General features: G+C 71.3%; 18 protein-coding genes. 9 read left to right on the top strand and 9 right to left on the bottom strand.

Features of this window, described 5'->3' with window-relative positions:
- Nucleotides 1-4: 4 nt before the first annotated feature.
- Nucleotides 5-820 (bottom strand): alpha/beta hydrolase, encoded by an 816-nt coding sequence (locus ACFPCV_RS26480; RefSeq protein WP_378059052.1) that lies wholly within the window; start codon nt 818-820, stop codon nt 5-7.
- Between the two features lie 149 nt (nt 821-969).
- Between ACFPCV_RS26480 and ACFPCV_RS26485 the strand changes: the two genes are divergently transcribed.
- The 9 genes from ACFPCV_RS26485 (at nt 970) to ACFPCV_RS26525 (ending at nt 13,289) form a co-directional block, all read left to right on the top strand.
- On the top strand, nt 970-2,625 hold the full coding sequence (locus ACFPCV_RS26485; RefSeq protein WP_378059351.1) for an ABC transporter substrate-binding protein: 1,656 nt from the start codon (nt 970-972) through the stop codon (nt 2,623-2,625).
- Nucleotides 2,622-3,668, top strand: coding sequence for an ABC transporter permease (locus tag ACFPCV_RS26490; RefSeq protein ID WP_378059053.1), 1,047 nt, complete (start codon nt 2,622-2,624; stop codon nt 3,666-3,668). The genes ACFPCV_RS26485 and ACFPCV_RS26490 overlap by 4 nt, the downstream gene beginning before the upstream one ends.
- Nucleotides 3,669-3,762: 94 nt before the next feature.
- On the top strand, nt 3,763-4,662 hold the full coding sequence (locus ACFPCV_RS26495; protein ID WP_378059054.1) for an ABC transporter permease: 900 nt from the start codon (nt 3,763-3,765) through the stop codon (nt 4,660-4,662).
- Nucleotides 4,662-5,690: an ABC transporter ATP-binding protein gene (locus ACFPCV_RS26500; RefSeq protein ID WP_378059055.1), complete on the top strand. Its 1,029-nt coding sequence runs from the start codon at nt 4,662-4,664 to the stop codon at nt 5,688-5,690. The genes ACFPCV_RS26495 and ACFPCV_RS26500 overlap by 1 nt, the downstream gene beginning before the upstream one ends.
- The gene (locus ACFPCV_RS26505; protein ID WP_378059056.1) at nt 5,687-6,670 is read left to right on the top strand and encodes an ABC transporter ATP-binding protein; all 984 of its coding nucleotides are present in this window, start codon (nt 5,687-5,689) and stop codon (nt 6,668-6,670) included. The genes ACFPCV_RS26500 and ACFPCV_RS26505 overlap by 4 nt, the downstream gene beginning before the upstream one ends.
- Entirely contained in the window at nt 6,667-7,704 is a 1,038-nt protein-coding gene (locus tag ACFPCV_RS26510) for a LacI family DNA-binding transcriptional regulator (RefSeq protein ID WP_378059057.1), read from the top strand. Before ACFPCV_RS26505 ends, ACFPCV_RS26510 begins: the two co-directional genes overlap by 4 nt.
- Before the next feature lie 19 nt (nt 7,705-7,723).
- Nucleotides 7,724-9,319 (top strand): FAD-dependent oxidoreductase, encoded by a 1,596-nt coding sequence (locus tag ACFPCV_RS26515; RefSeq protein ID WP_378059058.1) that lies wholly within the window; start codon nt 7,724-7,726, stop codon nt 9,317-9,319.
- Nucleotides 9,320-9,340: 21 nt separating this feature from the next.
- Nucleotides 9,341-11,761: a glycoside hydrolase family 3 protein gene (locus ACFPCV_RS26520; RefSeq protein WP_378059059.1), complete on the top strand. Its 2,421-nt coding sequence runs from the start codon at nt 9,341-9,343 to the stop codon at nt 11,759-11,761.
- A 52-nt stretch (nt 11,762-11,813) separates the two neighbouring features.
- Nucleotides 11,814-13,289, top strand: coding sequence for a family 16 glycosylhydrolase (locus ACFPCV_RS26525; protein ID WP_378059060.1), 1,476 nt, complete (start codon nt 11,814-11,816; stop codon nt 13,287-13,289).
- 100 nt (nt 13,290-13,389) lie between these two features.
- Here the strand turns inward: ACFPCV_RS26525 and ACFPCV_RS26530 are convergent, their stop codons facing one another.
- The 8 genes from ACFPCV_RS26530 to ACFPCV_RS26565 all read right to left on the bottom strand — a co-directional run bounded on the left by ACFPCV_RS26530 (nt 13,390) and on the right by ACFPCV_RS26565 (nt 20,539).
- Nucleotides 13,390-14,235 carry a cytochrome c biogenesis CcdA family protein gene (locus ACFPCV_RS26530; protein ID WP_378059061.1) on the bottom strand — a complete coding sequence of 282 codons (846 nt, stop codon included), beginning with the start codon at nt 14,233-14,235 and terminating at the stop codon, nt 13,390-13,392.
- Nucleotides 14,235-14,816, bottom strand: a complete 582-nt coding sequence (locus ACFPCV_RS26535) for a redoxin family protein (RefSeq protein ID WP_378059062.1) — start codon at nt 14,814-14,816, stop codon at nt 14,235-14,237. The genes ACFPCV_RS26530 and ACFPCV_RS26535 overlap by 1 nt, the downstream gene beginning before the upstream one ends.
- Before the next feature lie 62 nt (nt 14,817-14,878).
- Nucleotides 14,879-15,364: a nitroreductase family deazaflavin-dependent oxidoreductase gene (locus ACFPCV_RS26540; protein WP_378059063.1), complete on the bottom strand. Its 486-nt coding sequence runs from the start codon at nt 15,362-15,364 to the stop codon at nt 14,879-14,881.
- The gene (locus ACFPCV_RS26545) at nt 15,355-16,563 is read right to left on the bottom strand and encodes an FAD-dependent monooxygenase (protein ID WP_378059064.1); all 1,209 of its coding nucleotides are present in this window, start codon (nt 16,561-16,563) and stop codon (nt 15,355-15,357) included. Before ACFPCV_RS26545 ends, ACFPCV_RS26540 begins: the two co-directional genes overlap by 10 nt.
- A complete protein-coding gene (locus ACFPCV_RS26550; RefSeq protein ID WP_378059065.1) occupies nt 16,560-17,123 on the bottom strand; it encodes a TetR/AcrR family transcriptional regulator in 564 nt (187 codons plus the stop codon). The genes ACFPCV_RS26545 and ACFPCV_RS26550 overlap by 4 nt, the downstream gene beginning before the upstream one ends.
- A 209-nt stretch (nt 17,124-17,332) precedes the next feature.
- A complete protein-coding gene (gene arfA, locus ACFPCV_RS26555; RefSeq protein WP_465251575.1) occupies nt 17,333-18,811 on the bottom strand; it encodes an arabinosylfuranosidase ArfA in 1,479 nt (492 codons plus the stop codon).
- 7 nt (nt 18,812-18,818) lie between these two features.
- Entirely contained in the window at nt 18,819-19,661 is an 843-nt protein-coding gene (locus ACFPCV_RS26560) for a carbohydrate ABC transporter permease (RefSeq protein WP_378059066.1), read from the bottom strand.
- Nucleotides 19,658-20,539 (bottom strand): carbohydrate ABC transporter permease, encoded by an 882-nt coding sequence (locus ACFPCV_RS26565; protein WP_378059067.1) that lies wholly within the window; start codon nt 20,537-20,539, stop codon nt 19,658-19,660. The genes ACFPCV_RS26560 and ACFPCV_RS26565 overlap by 4 nt, the downstream gene beginning before the upstream one ends.
- Between the last annotated feature and the right edge of the window lie 14 nt (nt 20,540-20,553).

Consider the following 20,553-nt stretch of genomic DNA (forward strand, 5'->3'; position numbering starts at 1 on the left):
CGCCTCACGGTCGCGGCGGGGTGAGCCACCTCGTCGCGACCGCGACCGCCGCCGCGGTCCACTCGCGACTCTTCGCCACCTCGGCGGGTGAGTCGCCGGCGGGGGAGAAGCCGTGGCCCGCGCCGTCGAGGACGACCAGTTCGTGCTCGGCCGTCAGGTCCGCTGCCGCCTTCTCCGACGATGCGAGGGGTATCGTCGGGTCGGCCGAGCCGTGGATCAGCATCGTCGGCGCCACCAGGTCGCGGAACACCTCGTCCGGACGGAGCCAGAACACCTCGTTGAGCATCGCGCGCCCGAGCGGGAACACCGGCGTGTGCTCGACATGTCCTTGCCTGTCAAGGGTTTCCGCTGCCTCGCCGGTCACCTCGGTGCCGGTCCACCACGGTTTCCCGAACACGAACCGGCGCCGGTAGTCCAGCAGCGGGTATAAGAGCACGAGCCGGTCCACGATCTCCTCGCGGTGCGCCGCGAAGTACGCCGAGACGCCACCCGACAGGCTCGCCGCCACGATGCCGGTCCTGGCCAGTCCGGTCAGCGCCGCCACCTTCGCCGTTGCCGCGTCGAGCGCGTTCAGCAGGCCGGAGAGGGTCAGGTCGGCCCGCCTGCCGCCGCTCGTACCGTGGCCCGGCAGGTCCAGTCGCAGGCTCGCCACCCCGGCTGCCGCGAGTGCCTCGGCGAGCAGCGGGTAGAGGCCCACTTCGTCGCGGGTCACGCCCGCCCCGTGGACCATCAGCACCGCGCGCCGCGGTTCCTCCGGCGTGGTGAACGTGCCGGACAGGCGGGTGCCGTCCAGCGTGCGGACCGAGACCTCGACGGACATGAAGGTTCCTCCCGGATGGTTGACGTGGACCGAGCGCGCTGCCTAACATCCTCGCTCATACGTAGTACCAGACTCCGAGCCGTTTCGGACGGAGCGTTGCTCATACGTATTCGCAAGCAGATTCCCGGCAAAGGAGCAGGGTGACCGAGATGGTGACGACCAACCCCTTGTCCAGGCGCGCGTTGCTGCTCACGGCCGCGGTCGCCCTCGCCGCCGGGGCGTGCGCGGCGCCAGGGAACACGGCGGGCGGCGGTGCCGACACGCTCGTCATCGGCAAGACCGACGCGGGCACGACCTACCCGCGCAACTTCAACGTGGTCGGCCCGGCCACCCAGAAGACCCCCGGTGCGAGCCTGATCTACGAGCCGCTCGTCCGCACCGACTACAGCGACGGCGCCACCACGAAACCGTGGCTCGCCGAGAGCTGGGAGTTCTCCGACGGCGGTGCGACGCTGAGCTTCACGATCCGCGAGGGCGTCACCTTCTCCGACGACCGGCCGCTCACCGCCGACGACGTCCACTTCTCGCTGAACCTGCCGCTCGACCAGCCCCAGTTCAACATCGCGGGCGTCACCTACACCGCGGTCGAGAAGGTCGACGACAAGACCGTCGCCGTCCACTTCGCACAGCCCGCGTACAGCGAGCTGAACCAGTTCGCCAACCCGCAGCTGCCCATGGTGCCCAAGCACATCTGGGCGGACCAGGACCTCAACACGTGGACCAACCCCGACCCGGTCGGCACCGGTCCGGTGACCCTCGCGAGCTTCTCCGCGCAGCAGGTCACCCTCGCCACCCGTGCCGACTACTGGGGCGGCACACCGAGGATGAAGACCGTCAAGATCATCCCGACGAGCCAGGACGCGGTGAAGGCACAGCTCCTGCGTGGTGAGGTCGACTGGGCCGCGACGTCCTGGCCGGGTGCGGACAAGGAGTACGTCGCCGTCGACCCCGAGCACCACCAGTACCAGCAGTACGCGACGGGCCGTGCCTACGCGCTGGTCTTCAACGCCGCCAGGACACCCTTCGACGACCCGGCACTGCGCCGCGCGCTGTCGCTCACCATCCCGCGCACCGACATCGTGGCCACCCTCAACCGGCCGGGCACCGAGGCGGGCCCGACCGGGCTCGCCGAGCAGGTGTACGGCGACTGGCTCAAGGCCGACTACCGCGACGCCGACCCGGCGATCGACGTGGAAGGTGCGCGGAAAGCCCTGTCGGATGGCGGTTTCACGGTCGAGAACGGCGCGCTGACCAAGAACGGGCAGAGCTTCACCCCGACGCTGTCGTTCAACCAGGACTACGGTTGGGGCGCCTACGCCGACATCATCGTCAACAGCTGGCGCAAGACGTTCGGCCTCACCGTGAAGACCGTGGGCGTGCCGTCGGTGAACCTCTACGAGCAGCAGCAGCTCGGCGACTTCGACCTCACCGTCGCCGAGATCGGCGGACCAGGCGTGTTCGCCACCTACGCCGGGTTCAACAGCAAGTACACCAAGCCGCTCGGCCAGAAGGCGCCCGCCAACTTCGGCCGGTTCACCGACCCCGACCTCGACGCGGCCATCCAGGCGATGGCAGGCACCGACGACGAGGGCAGGCTGAAGGAACTCGCCAAGGACGCGCAGACGGTCGTCGTGGAGCAGGTGCCGTTCGCGCCGATCTACAACTCGTACTGGTTCATCAACATCAACTCCAAGCGGTGGGGCGGCTGGCCGGACCCGCAGGACTTCGACCGCGTGCCGTTCCCCGACCTCGGCCCCGACGCCGCCCGCACCCTGCTCGGCCTGACCCCCACGGGCCGGAAATGACCACGACGGCTCCGGCGGCCGCGCAGCCCCGGCGGGCCGCGAAGGCGGCCCGCCGGTGGCGGTTCCTCGCCCGCAGGCTCGGGTTCTACCTCGCGGCGCTGTGGTCGGCGGTGACGCTGAACTTCCTGCTGCCGCGGCTGATGCCGGGGGACGCGGCCGTCGGCATCATCGAACGGCTGGAGCGGGTCAGCGGGCAGCAGGTGTCACCGAGCGCGGTGGAGTCGATCCAGCGCCTGTTCGGCGACCCGGACGCGAACCTGCTGCGGCAGTACTTCGCCTACCTCGGCCAGATCGTCCGGCTCGACTTCGGGGTGTCCGTGCAGAGCTTCCCGACCCCGGTCTCAGACCTGCTCGCGCAGAGCCTGCCGTGGACGGTCGGACTGGTCGGCGCCACGACCGTGCTCGCGTTCGTGCTCGGCACCGGGCTCGGCGTGCTCGCCGGCTGGCGGGCGGGCAGCCGGTTCGACGCGGTCGTCAGCCCACTCACGACCTTCGTGTCGTCGGTGCCGTACTTCTGGGTCGCGCTACTCGCCCTGTGGGCCTTCGGTTTCCTGCTCGGCTGGTTCCCGCTGTCCGGCGGGTACGACCCGGACGCGGCGAGCGGCCCGGCGTTCTTCCTCTCGGTGCTGCACTACGGCGCGCTGCCCGCCGCGACGATCGTGTTCTCCGCGTTCGGTGGCTGGCTGCTCGGGATGCGCAACATGATGGTCACCACCGTCCGCGAGGACTACGTGCTGCTGGCCAAGGCGAAAGGGCTCTCCCCGCGCCGCGTGATGCTGCGCTACGCGGCACGCAACGCGATCCTGCCGAACTTCACCGGGTTCGCGCTCGCGCTCGGCGGCGTGCTCGGCGGCGCACTGCTCACCGAGATCGTCTTCAGCTACCCCGGCATGGGCTACCTGCTGTACTCGGCGCTCAACCAGCGCGACTACCCGGTGATGCAGGGCGTGTTCCTGCTGATCACGATCGCGGTACTGATCGCGAACCTGCTCGCCGACTCGGTCTACGCGTTGCTCGATCCGCGCATCAGGGAGGGCCGGTGAACGGAGCTTGCGGAGTGAGCCATCGGCGGCTGCCCGGAGCTTGCGGAGTGAGCCGTCAGCCACAGCGGCTCCCCGGAGCCCGCGAGGGGGCGGCATGACCATGTTCCTGCGTGGCTGGAAGGTCCGGGTCGGCCTGACGGTACTGGGTTTCTTCACGTTCCTCGCGGTCTTCGGACCGTGGCTGACCGAGCACGTGGTGGGTATCGACCCGAGGGCCAACGACATCACCGCGATCGCCGCCCCACCCGGCGGCGACCACCTGCTCGGCACCACCCAGTTCGGACAGGACGTGCTCGCGCAGGTGATCGCGGGCGCACGCGGGTCGCTGTTCGTGGGTGTGCTCGCCGCCGCCATCGGCACCGCGCTGGCGATCCTCGTAGGCGTCACGTCCGGCTACTTCGGCGGCACGGTCGACAACGTGCTGAACCTGCTCACCAACATCGTGCTGGTGCTGCCGGGGCTGCCGCTGCTGCTGATCATCGCCGGGTACCTGCAGGGCACGGGGCTGTGGGTGATCGCGCTGGTGATCGGCCTGCTGGGCTGGCCGGGCGGCGCGCGCACGCTGCGGGCGCAGTCGCTGAGCATCGCGAACCGGGACTTCCTGGTCGCGATGCGGATGCTCGGCGAGAAGCGGCGGCGCCTGGTCTTCTTCGAGGTGCTGCCACACCTTTCCGGCCTGATCGCGTCGATGTTCCTGCACGCGATGATCGGCGGCATCATGGCGGAGGCCGGGCTCGCGTTCCTCGGCATCACCGACTCCTCGGCGGTCAGCTGGGGCACGATGATCCAGGCCGCCCAGCAGCAGAGCGCGGTCCTGCGTGGCCTGTGGTGGTGGTTCGTGCCACCCGGGCTGTGTATCGCGTTGATCGGCACCGCCGCGGCGCTGGTGAACTTCGGGGTCGACGAGCTGGCGAACCCCAAGCTGCGGGCCGCGACGAGGTCGGCGACCAGGCGGGCCCGGGTGGCCGCACGGGCGGCGGGAGGCGAGGCGTGATGTCGGTGCGGGTGGCGGACGAGGTCACCGCGGTGGAGACCGCGACGGTACTGGACGTCGATGGACTGAACGTGGAGTACGTGACCGGGGACGTGCCGGTGCGGGCGTGTGTCGACGTGTCGTTCTCGTTGCGGCGCGGGGAGATCCTCGGCGTCGCGGGCGAGTCCGGCTCCGGCAAGTCGACGCTGATCACCGCGTTGACCCGGTTGCAGCGGCCGCCCGCGGTCATCACCGGCGGGCGGATCCTGTTCCACCCCGAAGGCAGGCGCGCACCGGTCGACCTGGTCTCGGCGTCCGACCGGCAGCTGCGGCGGCTGCGGTGGACGTCGCTGTCGATCGTGCTGCAGAGCGCCATGGACGCGCTCAACCCGGTGGCGCGGATCGGCGCCCAGTTCGTCGACGTGCTGCGCGCCCACGACCCCGGCCTGTCCAAGCAGGCGGCGCGGGAGCGGGCCGTCGAGCTGCTCGGCATGGTCGGCATCTCCGCGGACCGGGCCCGCAGCTACCCGCACGAGATGTCCGGCGGCATGCGGCAGCGTGCCACGATCGCGCTCGCGCTGGCGTGCGAACCCGAGCTGGTCGTCATGGACGAGCCGACCACCGCGGTCGACGTGGTGATGCAGCGGCAGATCCTGGCCCAGGTGCTGCGGCTGCGGGCCGAGCTGGGGTTCGCGGTGGTGTTCGTGACCCACGACCTCTCGCTGCTGCTGGAGCTGGCCGACCGGATCGCGATCATGTACGCGGGCCGGGTGGTGGAGATCGGCGCCGCCGAGTCGATCTACCGCGCGCCACGCCATCCGTACACACGCGGGCTGCGTGACTCGTTCCCGCCGCTGTCCGCGCCGCTGCGCACGCTGTCCGGCATCCCCGGCAGCCCGCCGGACCTGCGCCGCCCACCCGGCGGCTGCCCGTTCCACCCCCGGTGTCCCGACCGGTTCACCGGCTGCGAGGAGCACCTGCCCGTCATGTCCACGGTGGACGACGGACTGGTCGCGTGCCGCCTGCACGAGAGCGGAGGGGTGTCATGACGGCGCCGATCCTGGAAGCCCGCGACGTGAGCATGCACTTCACGGTGCGGGGCGCGTTCGGGCAGACCGCCGTCGTGCGTGCGGTCGAGGGCGCGACGCTCGCGCTGCGGCCCGGCGGGATCGTCGCGCTGGTGGGGGAGAGCGGCAGCGGCAAGACCACCCTCGCCCGTCTGCTTGCGCGGTTCCACCGCCCGACCTCCGGTGAGATCCGGTTGCGTGGCGAGCCGGTCGGCAAGCGGGGCGACCGCGCCTACCACCGCGACGTGCAGATGGTCTTCCAGGACCCGTTCGGCTCGCTGAACCCGCTGCACCGCGTGCGCTACAACCTCGAACGCGCGCTGCGGTTGCACCACGGCGTCAAGGACAGGGCCGAGCTGGAGCGGCGGGTCGTCGAGCTGCTGGAGCGGGTGAGCCTGGTACCCGCGCGCGACTTCGTCGACAAGTTCCCGCACGAGCTGTCCGGTGGGCAGCGGCAGCGGGTGGTGATCGCCCGCGCGCTCGCCGTCGAACCGGCGGTCCTGCTCGGCGACGAGCCGATCTCCATGCTCGACGTGTCGATCCGGCTCGACATGCTCAACCTCCTCGCGCGGCTGCGGGAGGAGGAAGGCCTCGCGCTGCTCTACATCACCCACGACATCGCGAGCGCCCGCTACCTGTGCGACGAGATCGTCGTGATGTACGCGGGCCGCATGGTCGAGGGTGGCCCGAAGGAGGACGTACTCGCCCGGCCGCTGCACCCGTACACGCGGCTGCTGATCGAGTCCTCACCCGACCCGGACCGCGGCCGCGCGGCACTGTTCGACGGCGCCGACGAACTGGGGGAGCCGCCCAGCCTCATCGACCCGCCAGCCGGATGCCGGTTCCACCCGCGCTGCCCGTTCGCGATGGCGCGCTGCCGCACCGAGGCGCCTCCCCGCACGACCGTCTCCAGTGGACAGTGGGCACACTGCTGGCTGCTCGACGGACAGGAGACCACATGACCACGAAACGCAGAGCGCCGAGACAGTCCGACGTGGCGCGGGCCGCCGGCGTCTCCCAGTCCGCGGTGTCGCGGGTCATCAGCGGCGACACCGACACCGCGCGCATCCCGGAGGAGACGAGGCGGCGGATCCTCGACGCCATCTCCGAGCTGGGCTACGTGCCCAACGCGGCGGCACGCAACCTGCGCAACAAGAGCAACCGGCTGCTCGGGGTGCACACCTTCGAGTCGGTGTTCCCGCACGCCCGCAGCGACTTCTACTTCGAGTTCCTGCTCGGCATCGAGGAACGCGCCGAGGAGGTCGGCTACGACCTGGTGCTGTTCACCTCGACCGGCACCAGGGACGGCCGCCGCCGCATCTACCGCGACGGCACCAACCGGCTCAACCTGGCCGACGGCAGCGTCCTGCTGGGTGTCGCCACGAACCGGGAGGAGCTGGCCCGGCTCGCCGCCGAGGACTACCCGTTCGTCCACATCGGACGTCGCGAGGTGCCGGGCGCGGACATCCCGTGCATCGTGCCCGACTACGCGGACGCGGCAGGCGCGATCGTCGACACGCTGGCACGGCGCGGGCACCGCGACATCGCCTACGTCCGCGAACCGTTCGACCAGGAGTCCTACCTGGACCGCCGCGCGGGCTACGAGGAGGCGGTGCGCAGGCTCGGCCTCACCGACCGGTCCCCTGGCGCCCGCGGTGAGCCGAACCTGACCGAGGAGTGGCTCGACGACCTCGTCGCCGGACCGGAGACCGCGGTGGTCGCCGAGAGCGTCCGGCTTGCCGAGGAACTGCGCACCGGGCTCGCCGCCCGCGGCGCCACCATCCCCGGCGACCTGTCGGTCGCGGTGCTGGAGGGCGTGTGGCCGGGCACCAGCGCGGTCTGGGACTGCCTGCAGGTGCCACGCAAACAGATCGGCCGCCTCGCGATCGATGCGCTGGTGGCCATGGTGGAGGACCCGGCACAGCGGGCCAGAAGCGTGCTCGTGCCGTGCGAAGTGGTACCCGGCGAGACAGTCGCCGACCCGCGCACCGACTAGAAAGAGGAGTACAGGGGGCATGGCAGAACTCCGTACGGACGTCCTGGTCGTCGGTGGCGGGCTCGGGGGTGTGGCCGCCGCGCTCACCGCCGCCCGGCTCGGCGGCTCGGTGGTGCTGACCGAGCAGACCGACTGGCTCGGCGGGCAGCTCACCGCGCAGGCGGTGCCGCCGGACGAGCACCCGTGGATCGAGGGCCCGTACGCCGCACCCGGCTACACCGAGCTGCGGCAGCGGATCCGCGAGTACTACCGGCGCAACTACCCGCTCAAGCCCGAGGTCGCCGCCGACCCGCTGCTCGACCCGGGTCGGGGCATCGTCAGCCGGTTCTGCCACGAGCCGCGCGTCGCGGCCGCCGTGCTGGCGGAGATGCTCGCCCCGTGGCGTGCCTCGGGGAAGATCACCGTGCTCACCGAGCACGTGCCGGTCGCCGCGCACACCAGCGGCGACGAGGTCGACGCGGTCACGCTGCTGCACCTGCGGGACGGGCGCGAGGTGACCGTCGCCGCCGCCTACACCGTCGATGCCACGGAGCTGGGCGACCTGCTTGAGCTGGCCGGGGTGGAGCACGTGATCGGCGCCGAGGGCGCCGAGGACACCGGTGAGCCGCACGCGCCACCGGTCGCGGACCCGCTCGACCAGCAGGCCGTGTCGTGGGTCCTCGCGCTCGACCACCGGCCGGGCGAGCACCACGTGGTCGACCGCCCCGCCCGGTACGACCACTGGCGCACCAGCGTCTCGTCGTTCTGGCCCGGCCCGCAGCTGTCGTTCACCGACATCGCGCCGGAAACCCTGCTGGTGCGGGAGTGGCGGCTGTTCGAGGACAACCCCGAGCAGCACTCGTACTTCCCGCTGTGGACCTTCCGCCGGGTCCTGTCGGCCGCCAACTTCGCGGAGAACTCGGGCATCGGCGACATCACGATCGTCAACTGGCCCCAGATCGACTACTGGGAGGCGCCGGTCCTCGGCGTGGACGAGGCGGCGGCAGCCCGCGCGCTGGCCGCGAGCCGTGAGCTGTCGCTGTCGTTCCTGTACTGGCTGCAGACCGAGGCGCCACGCCGGGACGGCGGCACCGGCTATCCCGGCCTGCGGCTGCGCCCGGACGTCACCGGCACCAGCGACGGTCTCGCCAAGACCGCCTACATCCGCGAGTCGCGGCGCATCGCCGCCGAGTTCACGGTGCTCGAACAACACGTCGGCGTCGAGGCGCGGCCTGAGGGGGCGGGCAGCGCGGTCTTCACCGACAGCGTCGGCCTCGGCCGGTACCGGATCGACCTGCACCCCAGCACCGCGCAGCGGACCTATGTGGACATCGAGGCCTACCCGTTCCAGATCCCGCTCGGCGCGCTGATCCCGGTCCGCGTTGAGAACCTGTTGCCCGCCAACAAGAACATCGGCACCACCCACGTCACCAACGGTTGCTACCGGCTGCACCCGGTCGAGTGGAGCATCGGCGAGGCGGTCGGCGCACTGGTCGCCTTCTGCCTGGACAAGGGCCTGCCGCCACGCAAGGTCCGCTCCGACGCCACGCACCTCGCCGACTACCAGCGGCTGCTCACCGACACCCTCGGCACCACCCTGTCCTGGCCGGACGACATCCGCACCCGCACGCACTGATCCCGTTCGAGGAGCCCGATCATGACCGAGTCGCCCGACCCTGCCCTGAAACCACTGCTCGACCGGCTGGGCCTCGATCAGAAGGTGCGGCTGCTGACCGGCGCCGACATGTGGGGTGTGCACGCGGAACCGGCGATCGGGTTGCGCAGGATGGTGCTGTCCGACGGCCCGTCCGGCATCCGGGGCGAGAGCTGGGACGAGCGGGAGACGGCGCTGAACCTGCCGTCCGCGACCGCGCTCGGCGCGTCGTGGGACCCCGGCCTCGCCTACCGGTACGGCGCGGTGCTCGCCGCGCAGGCCCGGCGCATGGGGGTCGACGTCGTGCTCGGGCCCACCATCAACCTGCACCGCAGTCCCCTTGGCGGCAGGCACTTCGAGGCATACAGCGAGGACCCGCTGCTGACCTCGCGGCTGGCGCGGGCCTACGTGCGTGGCGTGCAGGACGGCGGGGTCGGCGCCACCCCGAAACACTACGTCGCCAACGACTTCGAGACCGAGCGGTTCACCGCGGACGTGGTCGTGTCCGAGAAGGCGCTGCGCGAGGTGTACCTCGCCGCGTTCGAGGACACCGTGACCTCGGCGCACCCGTGGCTCGTGATGTCGGCGTACAACTCGGTCAACGGCACCACGATGACCGAGAACCCGCTGCTGGCCGAGCCGCTGTGCGGCGAGTGGGGCTTCGACGGGGTCGTCGTGTCCGACTGGTGGGCCACGCGGACCACCGAACCGGCGGCGCTGGCCAGGCAGGACCTGGTGATGCCGGGTCCCGGCGGGCCGTGGGGGGACGAGCTGGTGGCGGCCGTGCGGGCGGGGCGGGTGCCCGAGTCCGTGGTGGACGAGAAGGTGCTGCGGCTGCTGCGGCTCGCCGCCAGGGTCGGTGCGCTGCCCGGGTTCCGGCCAGCCACACCATCCGTTGTGGACGGCCCGGCGTTCGCTCGGGAGGCCGCCGCGGCGGGCACCGTGCTCGTGCGCAACAACGGCGAACTGCCCTGGCGCGCGACGCGGCTGCGGTCGGTCGCGGTGATCGGGCACAACGCCTTCCTCGCCCGCAACCAGGGCGGCGGCAGCGCGCTCGTCGAACCGGAGCACGTGGTCTCGCCGCTCGACGGGCTGCGGGCCGCGTTGCCCGGCGTCGACGTCACCTGGCACCTGGGGGCGGAGTCGCAGCGGGGCATCGCGCCGCTGCCGCACCAGGACCTCACCGACCCGGTCGACGGCGAACCGGGGGTGCGCGCGGTGTTCCGCGACGCGAACGGCGGTGTGGTCCTCGACGAGCGCCGCCGCACCGTCGACCTCGCCCGTCTCGGCGGTGCGCGGCTGGGCGGCACCACGTCCATCGAGCTGACCACCCGCTACCTGCCGCGCGAGAGCGGGACCGTGCGCCTGGGCATCGCCGGGGCCGGGCACGCGACGCTCCGCGTGGACGGCGTCCCGGTGCTCGACGCGTCGCTGGTGCACGACGGGCAGGAGTTCGGCGGCGGGCTGGTCGCGCCGCCGTCGGCGAGCGCGCCGGTCGCGCTGACCGCGGGCGTGCCGGTCGCGCTCGTGGCCCGCCTGGACCTGCCTCCCCGCGAGAAGCCGGACGCCGGGGTCACCATGACCGTCGGGTTCGACCTCGCGCCCGCCGCGCCGGACGAGGCGATCGCCTCCGCGGCAGCGGCGGCCGCCGCCGCCGACGTGGCGCTGGTCGTCGTCGGCACCAGCGCCGAGGTGGAGAGCGAGGGGTTCGACCGCACGTCGCTCGCCCTGCCCGGCCGCCAGGACGACCTGGTGGCCGCGGTCGCCGCCGCCAACCCGCGCACGGTCGTCGCGGTGAACGCGGGCGCTCCGGTGGTGCTGCCGTGGCGCGAGGACGTGGCGGCCATCCTGCTCACCTGGTTCGGTGGCCAGGAAACGGGACACGCGCTGGCCGACGTGCTCCTCGGCGCCGTCGAGCCGGGCGGGCGGCTGCCCACCACGTGGCCGTCCGCCGAGACCGACGTTCCGGTCCTCGACACCACCCCGGTCGCCGGGGTCGTGCGCTACGACGAGGGCGTCCACATCGGACACCGGGCGTGGCTGCGGGCCGGCGTCGAGCCCGCGTACCCGTTCGGGCACGGACTCGGCTACACCACGTGGGCGCTGTCGGACCTGTCCGTGGGCGAAACCGAGGTCACGGTGCGCGTGCGCAACACCGGCGGACGCGCGGGCAGGCACGTCGTCCAGATCTACCTGTCCAAGGAGGACTCGACGGTCGACCGGCCGGTGCGATGGCTCGCCGGATTCGCTCCCGTGCACGCCGAAGCGGGTGCTTCGCGGACGGTGACGGTGCCGCTGGCGCCGAGGGTGTTCGAACACTGGGACGGCGGCTGGCGGCGTGAGCCGGGCCGCTACACCGTGCACGCCGGGTCGTCGGTGACCGACCTGCCGCTGCACGCGCACCTCGACGTCGAAGGGAGGTGACGAGGCCGAATCAGGGGGTCCGCTTCGACCGACAACCCGGAAAGGACACACCGTGCAGAAGCGATCAACGGTGCTCGCCGCGATCGTGGCAATGCTGTTATCCCTGGCGGGGGTGACGACGACCTCGGCGGCCTCGGCCGCCGAGACCGGCGCCACCTTCATGGAGCAGTTCGACGGTCCGCTCGACACCTCCTTCTGGTACGTCTCCGACGGCTACAACAACGGGGCGCACCAGAACTGCCAGTTCAACAGGGACAACTCGAAGGTCGCGAACGGGCTGCTGTCGCTGTCCATCGACGACACCGCCTACGGCGACCGCCAGTACTCGTGCGGGTCGATCCAGACCAACCAGAAGTACCACTACGGCACGTACGAGACCAGGATGAAGGCGGGCAAGGCCAGCGGAACGAACTCGTCGCTGTTCACGTATGCCGGCCCGTACCAGGGCATTCCGCAGTCACACGAGATCGACTTCGAGACGCTGGGCAAGGACACCACACGCACCGAGGTCAACTCGTGGGTCAACGGCGCCGCGAAGGGCCCCGGCGTCGTGCCGCTGGGACTGGACAACTCCACGACGTGGGTGGACCTCGGGTTCGTGTGGCTGCCAGGGCAGCTCGACTTCTACGTCGACGGTGTGCACAAGTACTCGTTCACCGGTTCCGACGTGCCATACGAGCCGCAGCTGATCCTCACCATGATCTGGTCCACCGGGACGCTCATCGACTGGATGGGCCAGTTCACCTATCCCGGGTCGCCGATCGTGTCGCAGTACGACTACGTCGCGTTCACCAGGGCCGGGGACCCGTGCCAGTTCGCCACGTCCGTCGCGTGCGGGGTGCAGGCACCCACCACGTCCTTCGTGGACGACTTCGACACGCTCGACACCGACCGCTGGTACGTGTCGAACGGGTGGAACAACGGCGCGGGGCAGAACTGCACGTGGGACGCGGCGCAGGTGTCGGTCGCCAGTGGGCGGCTGAACCTGTCGTACACGAAGAAGGCGGCCGGTGACCGCGAGTACGCGTGCGCCGAGGTCCAGCACCGCGCCAAGCGCGGGTACGGCACGTACGAGGTGCGGATGAAGGGAGTGCGCGGGTCCGGGCTGATGGCGTCGATGTTCACCTACGTCGGTGGCACGCCGTCGGAGGCCACGGACGTCAAGCTGCTCGGCAAGGACACGGGGAAGGTCAAGTTCAACACGTGGCGGGACGGGCAGCCACAGGGCCCGGTGCTGGTGGCCCTGCCGTCGGCGGCTGACGCCGGGTTCGTCGACTACGGTCTCGAGTGGACGGCCACGCGGATGGACTTCTACGTGAACGGGCAGGTGGTCCACTCGGTCACGGACGCCGCGAAGATCCCCGACCGGGACGCGAACCTGTTCCTGAACCTGTGGGGCAGCGAGAACAACCCGGACATGGGGACGTTCGTGCCGCCCTCGGGCACGGTCACCTTCCAGGTGGACAGGGTGGCCTACACCGCACCCGGTGACCCGTGCCAGTTCACGGGCTCGATCGCCTGCGCGTGAGCCGTCGGCACTGCCCCGAAAGGCGCGTTCAGGGCGCTCAACGCCCTGAACGCGCCTTTCAGGGCGGTAAGCAGGCCACGGCCCGACCGGAACGCGGGCGCTACTCGACGCGGGGCCGGCGCCTGCGTGCGACCAGCACCCCGCCCGCCACCAGCGCGGCCAGCGCGACGATCATCGGCACCGGGCCGATCGCGTCGACCCAGCCGACCAGCGTGGACTGGATCTCGCGGGCGGCGTCGACCACCGGGTCGGCCGCGTTGCCGCCGCCGTGGAACAGGCGCAGCTCGTAGTAGCCGTAGTAGCCGACGTAGGCGCCCGTCACCAGCAGCAGCACGCCACCGATCTTCGGCACGTACGGCAGCACCCGGCGGATCCCGGTCGCCACCGCCGTGCTCGCCAGCGCGGCCGCGACGGCAAGCACGGCGACCACGAGGCCCATGCCCACCGCGTACGCGACGAACGTGGTGATCCCCGTGGTGAGGTCGCCGCCGCGCAACGCGATGCCGGTCGCGGCGAGGAACGGGCCGATCGTGCAGGACAGCGACGCGACCGCGAACGCGACGCCGTACCCGGCCATCGACACGATCCTGGTCGACGGCGCGCCCCGCGCGGGTTTGGGCAGCAGCAGGGTGAGCTGCCTGCCCGCGAGCAGCAGCACGCCGACCACGACCATGACCACACCGATGACCATCGTCACGATCGGCAGGTACTGCTGCAGTGCCCCGCGCAGCGGGAGGCTCAGCAGACCGAAGACCCCGAACACGACGACGAACCCGGCGGTCATCAGCGCGCTCGCGGCCAGTGCCCGGCCCACGCGGGCGACGCGCGTCGCCTCCCCGTTGCCCGCGATCACCATGGTCAGGTAGCCGGGCAGCATCGCGAAGCCGCACGGGTTGACCGTGGCGAGCATGCCGGCGCCGATCGCGTAGGCCAGGCCGTCGTTCATCAGCTCAGCGCACCGAGGCGGGCGAGCAGTTCGTCCTTGTCGAGCTGGTCGGTCTCCGTCTCGACCTTCCCGTCCGAGCTGACGAACGCGTACGCGGGCTGGTAGGTGACGCCGAACCGCTTCCACACCGCCGCGTCGGTGTCGGCGATGTGCGTGAACGAGCCGAGGTCGTAGCGCTGCACGAACTCGCGCATCGCCGGCACCTCGTCCTGCGCGGCCACGCCGACGAACTCGACGTCGCCCGCGGACCGCGCCGCCGCCGCGATGGTCGGCGCCTCGGCCTGACAGTTGGGGCACCACGGCGCCCAGAACCACAGCACGGCGGGTTTCCCGGCCAGCGACTCACCGGAGAACTCCTTGCCGTCCACCGTCTTCGCGGTGAACCGCAGCTCCTCGGCCACCACGGGCGCGGGCGGCGTGGTCACCGGCGCGTCGTCGGCGGGGGTGCCCGGGGTGGTGGGCGCTGTGGCCGGGGTCGACGTGGGGGTGCTGCCGCCCGCCGCCGGCTGGTCGTCACCACACCCGGCCAGTACGAGTCCCGCACCGATCACCAACACCGACACCGAGCGCAACCGTGCCATCAAGGTCCTCCCTTGTCCGTTTCGTCCACCGCATCATGCCGTGCGGCCCGCTCGGCAGACCCTTACGAACTTGTGACGTGCGGCGTGAACGCGATCGCGTTCACGGTGGCGGCGACCTCCGGCCAGCGTGGATCCGCCGGGTCGGCGGGGAAACCGAGCAGCGGCGCGAGCCGTTTCCATGCCCGGGGATGGGCCCGCCGGTAGGCGAGCAGCACGCGGTGCGTCTCGGCGGCGTCGAGGTGCCGGTGGTCCGGGCCGGGCCACCGCTGCCTGCCCAGCCGGACCTCGATCGCCGGTGCGGCACGCAAGTTGCGGTACCAGTCGGGCGTGCCACCCCAGGCGGCGACCACCACGGCCGCCGGCACCGCGGGGTCGTAGCGCACGGTCTCCACGACGACCTCCCTGCGCGCGCCGGTGCGGCGGCCGCGGTGGGCGATGTAGATCAGCCGGTGCCCGAACAGGCCACCCAGCCCGGCGCGGTAGAGCCGGATCGGCGCGCGCAGCAGGATGCGCAGCAGGCCGCGGGGTTTCCGGTCGGTCACCGCCATGCCGGCACCCCCGCGTCGCGGGACCGGCGGTCGAGGTCGGTGATGACCGCGGTGGGTTTGCCCGCCAGTGACCGCGCGACGAGGTGTTCGAGGCCGGGCAGCCGCGACAGTGCCAGCATCGCCCGCCTGCCCAACAGCTCCATGGTGGACCGGGGGAGGAACCAGCGGGCCCCGTTGCGGGCGGTGAGCTGTTTCTCCGCCATCACCGGCCGCCACAACCGTTCGTAGCTCCCGAGACCGTCGGCGACGGTGCGTGCCCGGTGGAGCTGGTCGGCGAGCAGGTAGGCGCCCGCGATGCCGAGCGAGGCGCCCTGCCCGGCGAGCAGGGACACGGCGGCGCACGCGTCACCGGCCAGCACCACCCGGTCGCGGTGCCAGGCGGGCACCTCGATCTGCGCGACGTGGTCGTAGTACACCGCGTCGGCGGGTGGGCACCGCGCCAGCGCCTCCGGTGCCACCCAGCCCAGCCCGCCGTACTCGGCGAGCAGCGCGGCCCTGGGGTCGGCGGGCAGCTCCCGGTCGGTGGTGCGGTGGACGGCGAAGGCGGCGACCCGGCCGTCCCGCAGCCCGTACAGGCCGAGCTGCCGGTCCACGGAGTCGGTGAGACAGAACCGGTCACCCACCCTGGCGCGGATGGCGGCGTCGTCGAAGGTCCACGCCGCGGTGTGGAAACCGAGGTGGCGCAGGAACGTCCGCTCCTCGCCGAACACCATGCCGCGCACGGCGGAGTGGATGCCGTCGGCGCCGACGAGCAGGTCGGCGTCGAGCCCCTCGCCGTCGGTGAGCGTGACCCGCACGCCGTCGGCGCGGTTGCCGATGTGCGTGATACTGGTGGCGAACCGCAGGTCCACCTCGGCGGGCAGGCTCTCCCGCAGCGCCGACTCCAGGTCCGGGCGCATGATGCTGAGCAGCCTGCCGTCCACCGTCCTGGCGAACTGCGCGAAGCTCAGCCGGGCCCTGGGCCTGCCGTTCGCGTCGACGAACCGGGCCTCCTCGAGCACGTACCCGAGCTCACGCAGCCGGGGCAGGAGTCCCATCGCCTCGGCCGCGTCGTAGCCTGCGCCGAAGAAGTCGATCATGTAGCCCTGGCTGCGGGGCCCCGGTGCCTTCTCCGCCACCACCACCTCCCAGCCCAGCACCGCGAGCCGCTGTGCCAGCGCCAGGCCGGTGATACCGGCACCACAGATCACCACTTTCATGACTGTCCTCCCAGCAATCGAGTGAGTACGGGCGCGATCGTCCCGGCGGTCAGCGAGGGGTCCAGTGCGCGTTGCAGCACCAGCCCGTCGATGGCACCGCCCACCACGGCGGCGGTGGCCTCGGGGGCGGCGACCCCGTGAGCGCGAAACCATTCGGCGAGCCGTGCCCGGAACTCCGTGATGACCTCGGCGACCGCGGCACGCAGCGCCGGGTCACGGGTCGCGGCCAGGTAGGTCTCGACGAACAGCACCGACGTGGGGTCGTCACCCGTGTAGGGGTCGAGCGCCGACGTCAGGGCCGCCACCGCTTCCGCCGGTGTGCTCGCCGCGGCGAGGGTGGGCTCGAGCACCGCGGAGACCGCACGCATGACCCCGACAGCCGCCTCGGAGAGCAGTCCCTGCACCGACGAGAAGTGGTAGTGCACGAGCCCTGGCGCGACCCCGGCGCGCTCGGCCACGACCCTCGTGCTCACCGCGGTCCAGCCCCGTTCGGCGATCAGCTCCACCGCCGCGTCGAGCAGCTTGCGCCGCACCGCCCGGCCACGCTCCGCTGATGTCATGTCTCCGCCTTGGTCACTCGCCCTGGACGATCGCCCAAGACTAACACGTGTGAGTGGTAATGCCCTGAAAGGCGCGTTCAGGGCGCTGGGCGCCCTGAATGGCCCATTGACGGCACTTGTTGTGCCGTGGACGCGCCTGTCGGTGCTCGTTGCGCGGGCAGGTCAGGCATCTCGGGCTTTGCCGGAGGGCTGGGGCTTCCGGGGAAGCGCTACGCGAGCCGGAGCGCGTTCCAGGACACCGGCGGCAGGACCACGTGCAGAACACCATCGGACAGCTCCGCGGGCAGATGACGAGGCACGACACGATTCGGGTCCGCCGCCGTGTTGGTCGCCGACGGGTCGGCGTCGTGCAGGGTCCACGACTCGGCGACGGCGCCCGCCGTGGCCATGGTCAGCTCGACCGGCTCGGACCGGTGGCGGTTCACGACGAACACGACCGTCTCGCCGGTCGCGGGGTCGTGGGTGGCGACCGCGTCGACCACCGGGACCTCGCCGTAGCGGGCCGTCGTGTGCACCGGGGACGTGATCTCGGTGCGCAGCACCTGCCCGCCGGCGAGCCGGGACGTCAGCGCGAACGGGTGGAAGGTCGTCTGCCGCCACGCCGGGCCGCCGGGTTCGGTGCGGATCGGGGCGATGACGTTGACCAGTTGCGCCTGACAGGCGGCCACCACCCGGTCGCTGTGCCGCAGCAACGAGATCAGCAGGTTCCCGACGACGACGGCGTCGGTGACGTCGTAGGTGTCCTCGATGAGCCGGGGCGCGACCAGCCAGCCGGTCGGCGGCGCGGCCTGGAAACGGCTCTGGTACCAGACGTTCCACTCGTCGAACGACAGTCCGATCCGCTTGTCGCTGCGCAGGCGGGCGCCGACGGCGTCCGCGGTGGCGACCACGCTGTCGATGACGTGGTCCATGTCCACAGCGGACGCGAGGAAGCTGTCGACGTCCCCGTCGATGGGCTCGTAGTAGGCGTGGCAGGAGATGTGGTCGACCTGTTCGTAGGCCAGTTCGAGGACCGTCGCCTCCCACTCGCCGAACGTCGGCATCCCCGAGTGCGAGCTGCCGCATGCGATCAGCTCCAGCCCCGGCTCCGCCTGGCGCAGCGCCCTCGCCGTCTCCGCCGCGAGCCTGCCGTACTCGTGCGCGGTCTTGTGCCCGGTCTGCCACGGTCCGTCCAGCTCGTTGCCGAGACACCACAGCCGCACGCCGTGGGGGTCCGGGGTGCCGTTGGCGCGCCGCAGGTCCGACAGGTGGGTGCCGCCCGCGTGGTTGAGGTACTCGTGCACGTCGAGCGCCTCCGCGACGCCCCTGGTGCCGAGGTTGACCGCGTACATGACCTCCGCGCCCGCCTTGCGGGCCCAGCGGGCGAACTCGTCGATGCCCACCTCGTTGGTCTCGACGCTGTGCCACGCGAGGTCCCTGCGCACCGGCCGGTCCGGCCCGACGCCGTCCTCCCACCGGTACCCGGAGACGAAGTTCCCGCCCGGGTACCGGACGAGCGTCACCCCGAGCTCGCGGGTCAGCGCGAGCACGTCGCGGCGGAAGCCGTCCTCGTCGGCGGCCGGGTGGCCCGGCTCGTGGATGCCGGTGTACACGCACCGTCCCATGTGCTCGACGAACGAGCCGAACACGCGGCGCCGCACCGGCGCGACCACGAAGTCGGGGCTGATGGCGATGGCGGCACTGAGCACGGGTCTCCTATCGGAGTGCGCCGGTGGCGGCGCCACTGCGCCAGAACCGTTGCAGGAGGACGAAAGCGATGACGAGCGGCACGATCGCCAGCAGCGAGCCGGTGACGACCAGGTCGAACAGCACCCGCGTGCCCGCCTCCTGCTGCGCGGTGTTGAACCACGTGGTCAGCCCGACCGTCAGCGGGAACAGCTCGGTGTCGCTGAGCATCACCAGCGGCAGGAAGTAGTTGTTCCACGTGGACACGAGCGTGAACAGGAACACCGTCACGAGCACGGGCCGGATCATCGGCACCACCACCTGCCAGAAGATCCGCAGCTCGCTCGCCCGGTCGAGGCGGGCCGCGTCGAGCAGCTCGACCGGGACGCCCTCGGCCACGTACACCCGCACGAGGTAGGTGCCGAACGGGCTGAGCAGCGAGGGCAGGATGACCGCCCACGCGGTGTTGACCACCTCCAGCTCGGACAGGATGAGGTAGGTCGGCAGGACCAGCGCCGTGGCGGGCACCATGATCATGCCGAGCAGTGCCGTCTCGAAGAACCGCTTGCCCCAGAAGGAGAAACGGGCGAGGCCGTACCCGGCGAGCGCCGCGAGCAGCGTCGCGCCCACCGCGCTCGCCCCGGAGTACAGCGCGGTGTTGGCTAGCCAGTGGCCGTACACGCCGTCGTCCTCACGGAACAGCCTGCCGAGGTTGTCGAACAGGTTGAACGTGTCGCCGAACCACATCGCCGGGCTCGCCACGAGGTCGGCCTGGCTCTTCGTCGCGGCGATCACGATCCACAGCAGCGGCACCAGGAAGTACAGCATGCCCGCCGCCATGATCAGGTGCGGCAGCCGCGTCCTCGGTGTCATGACGACCGCCGTTTCCTGGTCAGCAACACGAACACGTACGCGGCGACGAACACCACGAACCCGAGCGAGAAGGAGATCGCGGCGGAGTAGTGGAAGTCCGAGTAGGCGAAGGCCTGGTTGTACGCGTACAGGTTCGGGGTGTACCCGGCGGAGATCTGGGGCGCGAACCGGGCCATGACGTAGGGTTCGACGAAGAACTGCATGGTCCCGATGACCGTGAAGATCGCCGCCAGTGCGATCGCCTGCCTGATCGCGGGCACCTTGATCCGCAACGCGATCTGCACCTGGGACGCGCCGTCGATCATCGCCGCCTCGTACATCTCCCTCGGCACGGCACGCAGCGCCGAGTACAGCACGATCATGTTGTAGCCGGTCCACGCCCACGTCACGATGTTGCCGAGCGACAACAGCAGCAGGTCCGTGCTGAAGAACTCGACGGGCTCGCCGCCGACCACCGTGGGCAGTTCGGCGAACGGGCCGAACGTCCTGCTGTACAGGAAACCCCACATGAGCGCGCCGAGCACGGCAGGGACGGCGTAGGGCATGAACGCGACGAGCCGGAACGCGACCGCGAACCTGGTGGTGACCGCGTCGAGCATGAGCGCACCGGCGAGCGCGAGCCCCAGCATGACCGGGATCTGCACGGCACCGAACACGACCACCCGGAGGACGCCGTCCAGCAGCACGGGATCGGAGAACGCCCGTACGTAGTTGTCGAACCCGGTGAAGCGCTCACCGAGCGCCAGGCTCCTGCTGGACAGGCTGAGCCAGAACGCGTACCCGAGCGGCACGACCAGGAACGCCAGCACCACCAGGAAGAAGGGGAGTACGAACAAGGCTCCGGCGACCGGGTGGTCGGTCATGCGCGTGCGCCGCACGGGGGACCTCCTCG

Origin of the sequence: Actinophytocola glycyrrhizae, from assembly GCF_042653545.1 — a bacterium.
Classification (GTDB): domain Bacteria; phylum Actinomycetota; class Actinomycetes; order Mycobacteriales; family Pseudonocardiaceae; genus Actinophytocola; species Actinophytocola glycyrrhizae.

Coding starts and splice junctions, on each gene's coding strand:
- ACFPCV_RS26530 (WP_378059061.1), bottom strand. CDS start 14,235: ATGAACGACGGCCTGGCCTACGCGATCGGCGCCGGCATGCTCGCCACG.
- ACFPCV_RS26550 (WP_378059065.1), bottom strand. CDS start 17,123: ATGACATCAGCGGAGCGTGGCCGGGCGGTGCGGCGCAAGCTGCTCGAC.
- ACFPCV_RS26495 (WP_378059054.1), top strand. CDS start 3,763: ATGACCATGTTCCTGCGTGGCTGGAAGGTCCGGGTCGGCCTGACGGTA.
- ACFPCV_RS26485 (WP_378059351.1), top strand. CDS start 970: ATGGTGACGACCAACCCCTTGTCCAGGCGCGCGTTGCTGCTCACGGCC.
- ACFPCV_RS26545 (WP_378059064.1), bottom strand. CDS start 16,563: ATGAAAGTGGTGATCTGTGGTGCCGGTATCACCGGCCTGGCGCTGGCA.
- ACFPCV_RS26515 (WP_378059058.1), top strand. CDS start 7,724: ATGGCAGAACTCCGTACGGACGTCCTGGTCGTCGGTGGCGGGCTCGGG.
- ACFPCV_RS26520 (WP_378059059.1), top strand. CDS start 9,341: ATGACCGAGTCGCCCGACCCTGCCCTGAAACCACTGCTCGACCGGCTG.
- ACFPCV_RS26560 (WP_378059066.1), bottom strand. CDS start 19,661: ATGACACCGAGGACGCGGCTGCCGCACCTGATCATGGCGGCGGGCATG.
- ACFPCV_RS26505 (WP_378059056.1), top strand. CDS start 5,687: ATGACGGCGCCGATCCTGGAAGCCCGCGACGTGAGCATGCACTTCACG.
- ACFPCV_RS26540 (WP_378059063.1), bottom strand. CDS start 15,364: ATGGCGGTGACCGACCGGAAACCCCGCGGCCTGCTGCGCATCCTGCTG.
- ACFPCV_RS26510 (WP_378059057.1), top strand. CDS start 6,667: ATGACCACGAAACGCAGAGCGCCGAGACAGTCCGACGTGGCGCGGGCC.
- ACFPCV_RS26480 (WP_378059052.1), bottom strand. CDS start 820: ATGTCCGTCGAGGTCTCGGTCCGCACGCTGGACGGCACCCGCCTGTCC.
- ACFPCV_RS26490 (WP_378059053.1), top strand. CDS start 2,622: ATGACCACGACGGCTCCGGCGGCCGCGCAGCCCCGGCGGGCCGCGAAG.
- ACFPCV_RS26535 (WP_378059062.1), bottom strand. CDS start 14,816: ATGGCACGGTTGCGCTCGGTGTCGGTGTTGGTGATCGGTGCGGGACTC.
- ACFPCV_RS26500 (WP_378059055.1), top strand. CDS start 4,662: ATGTCGGTGCGGGTGGCGGACGAGGTCACCGCGGTGGAGACCGCGACG.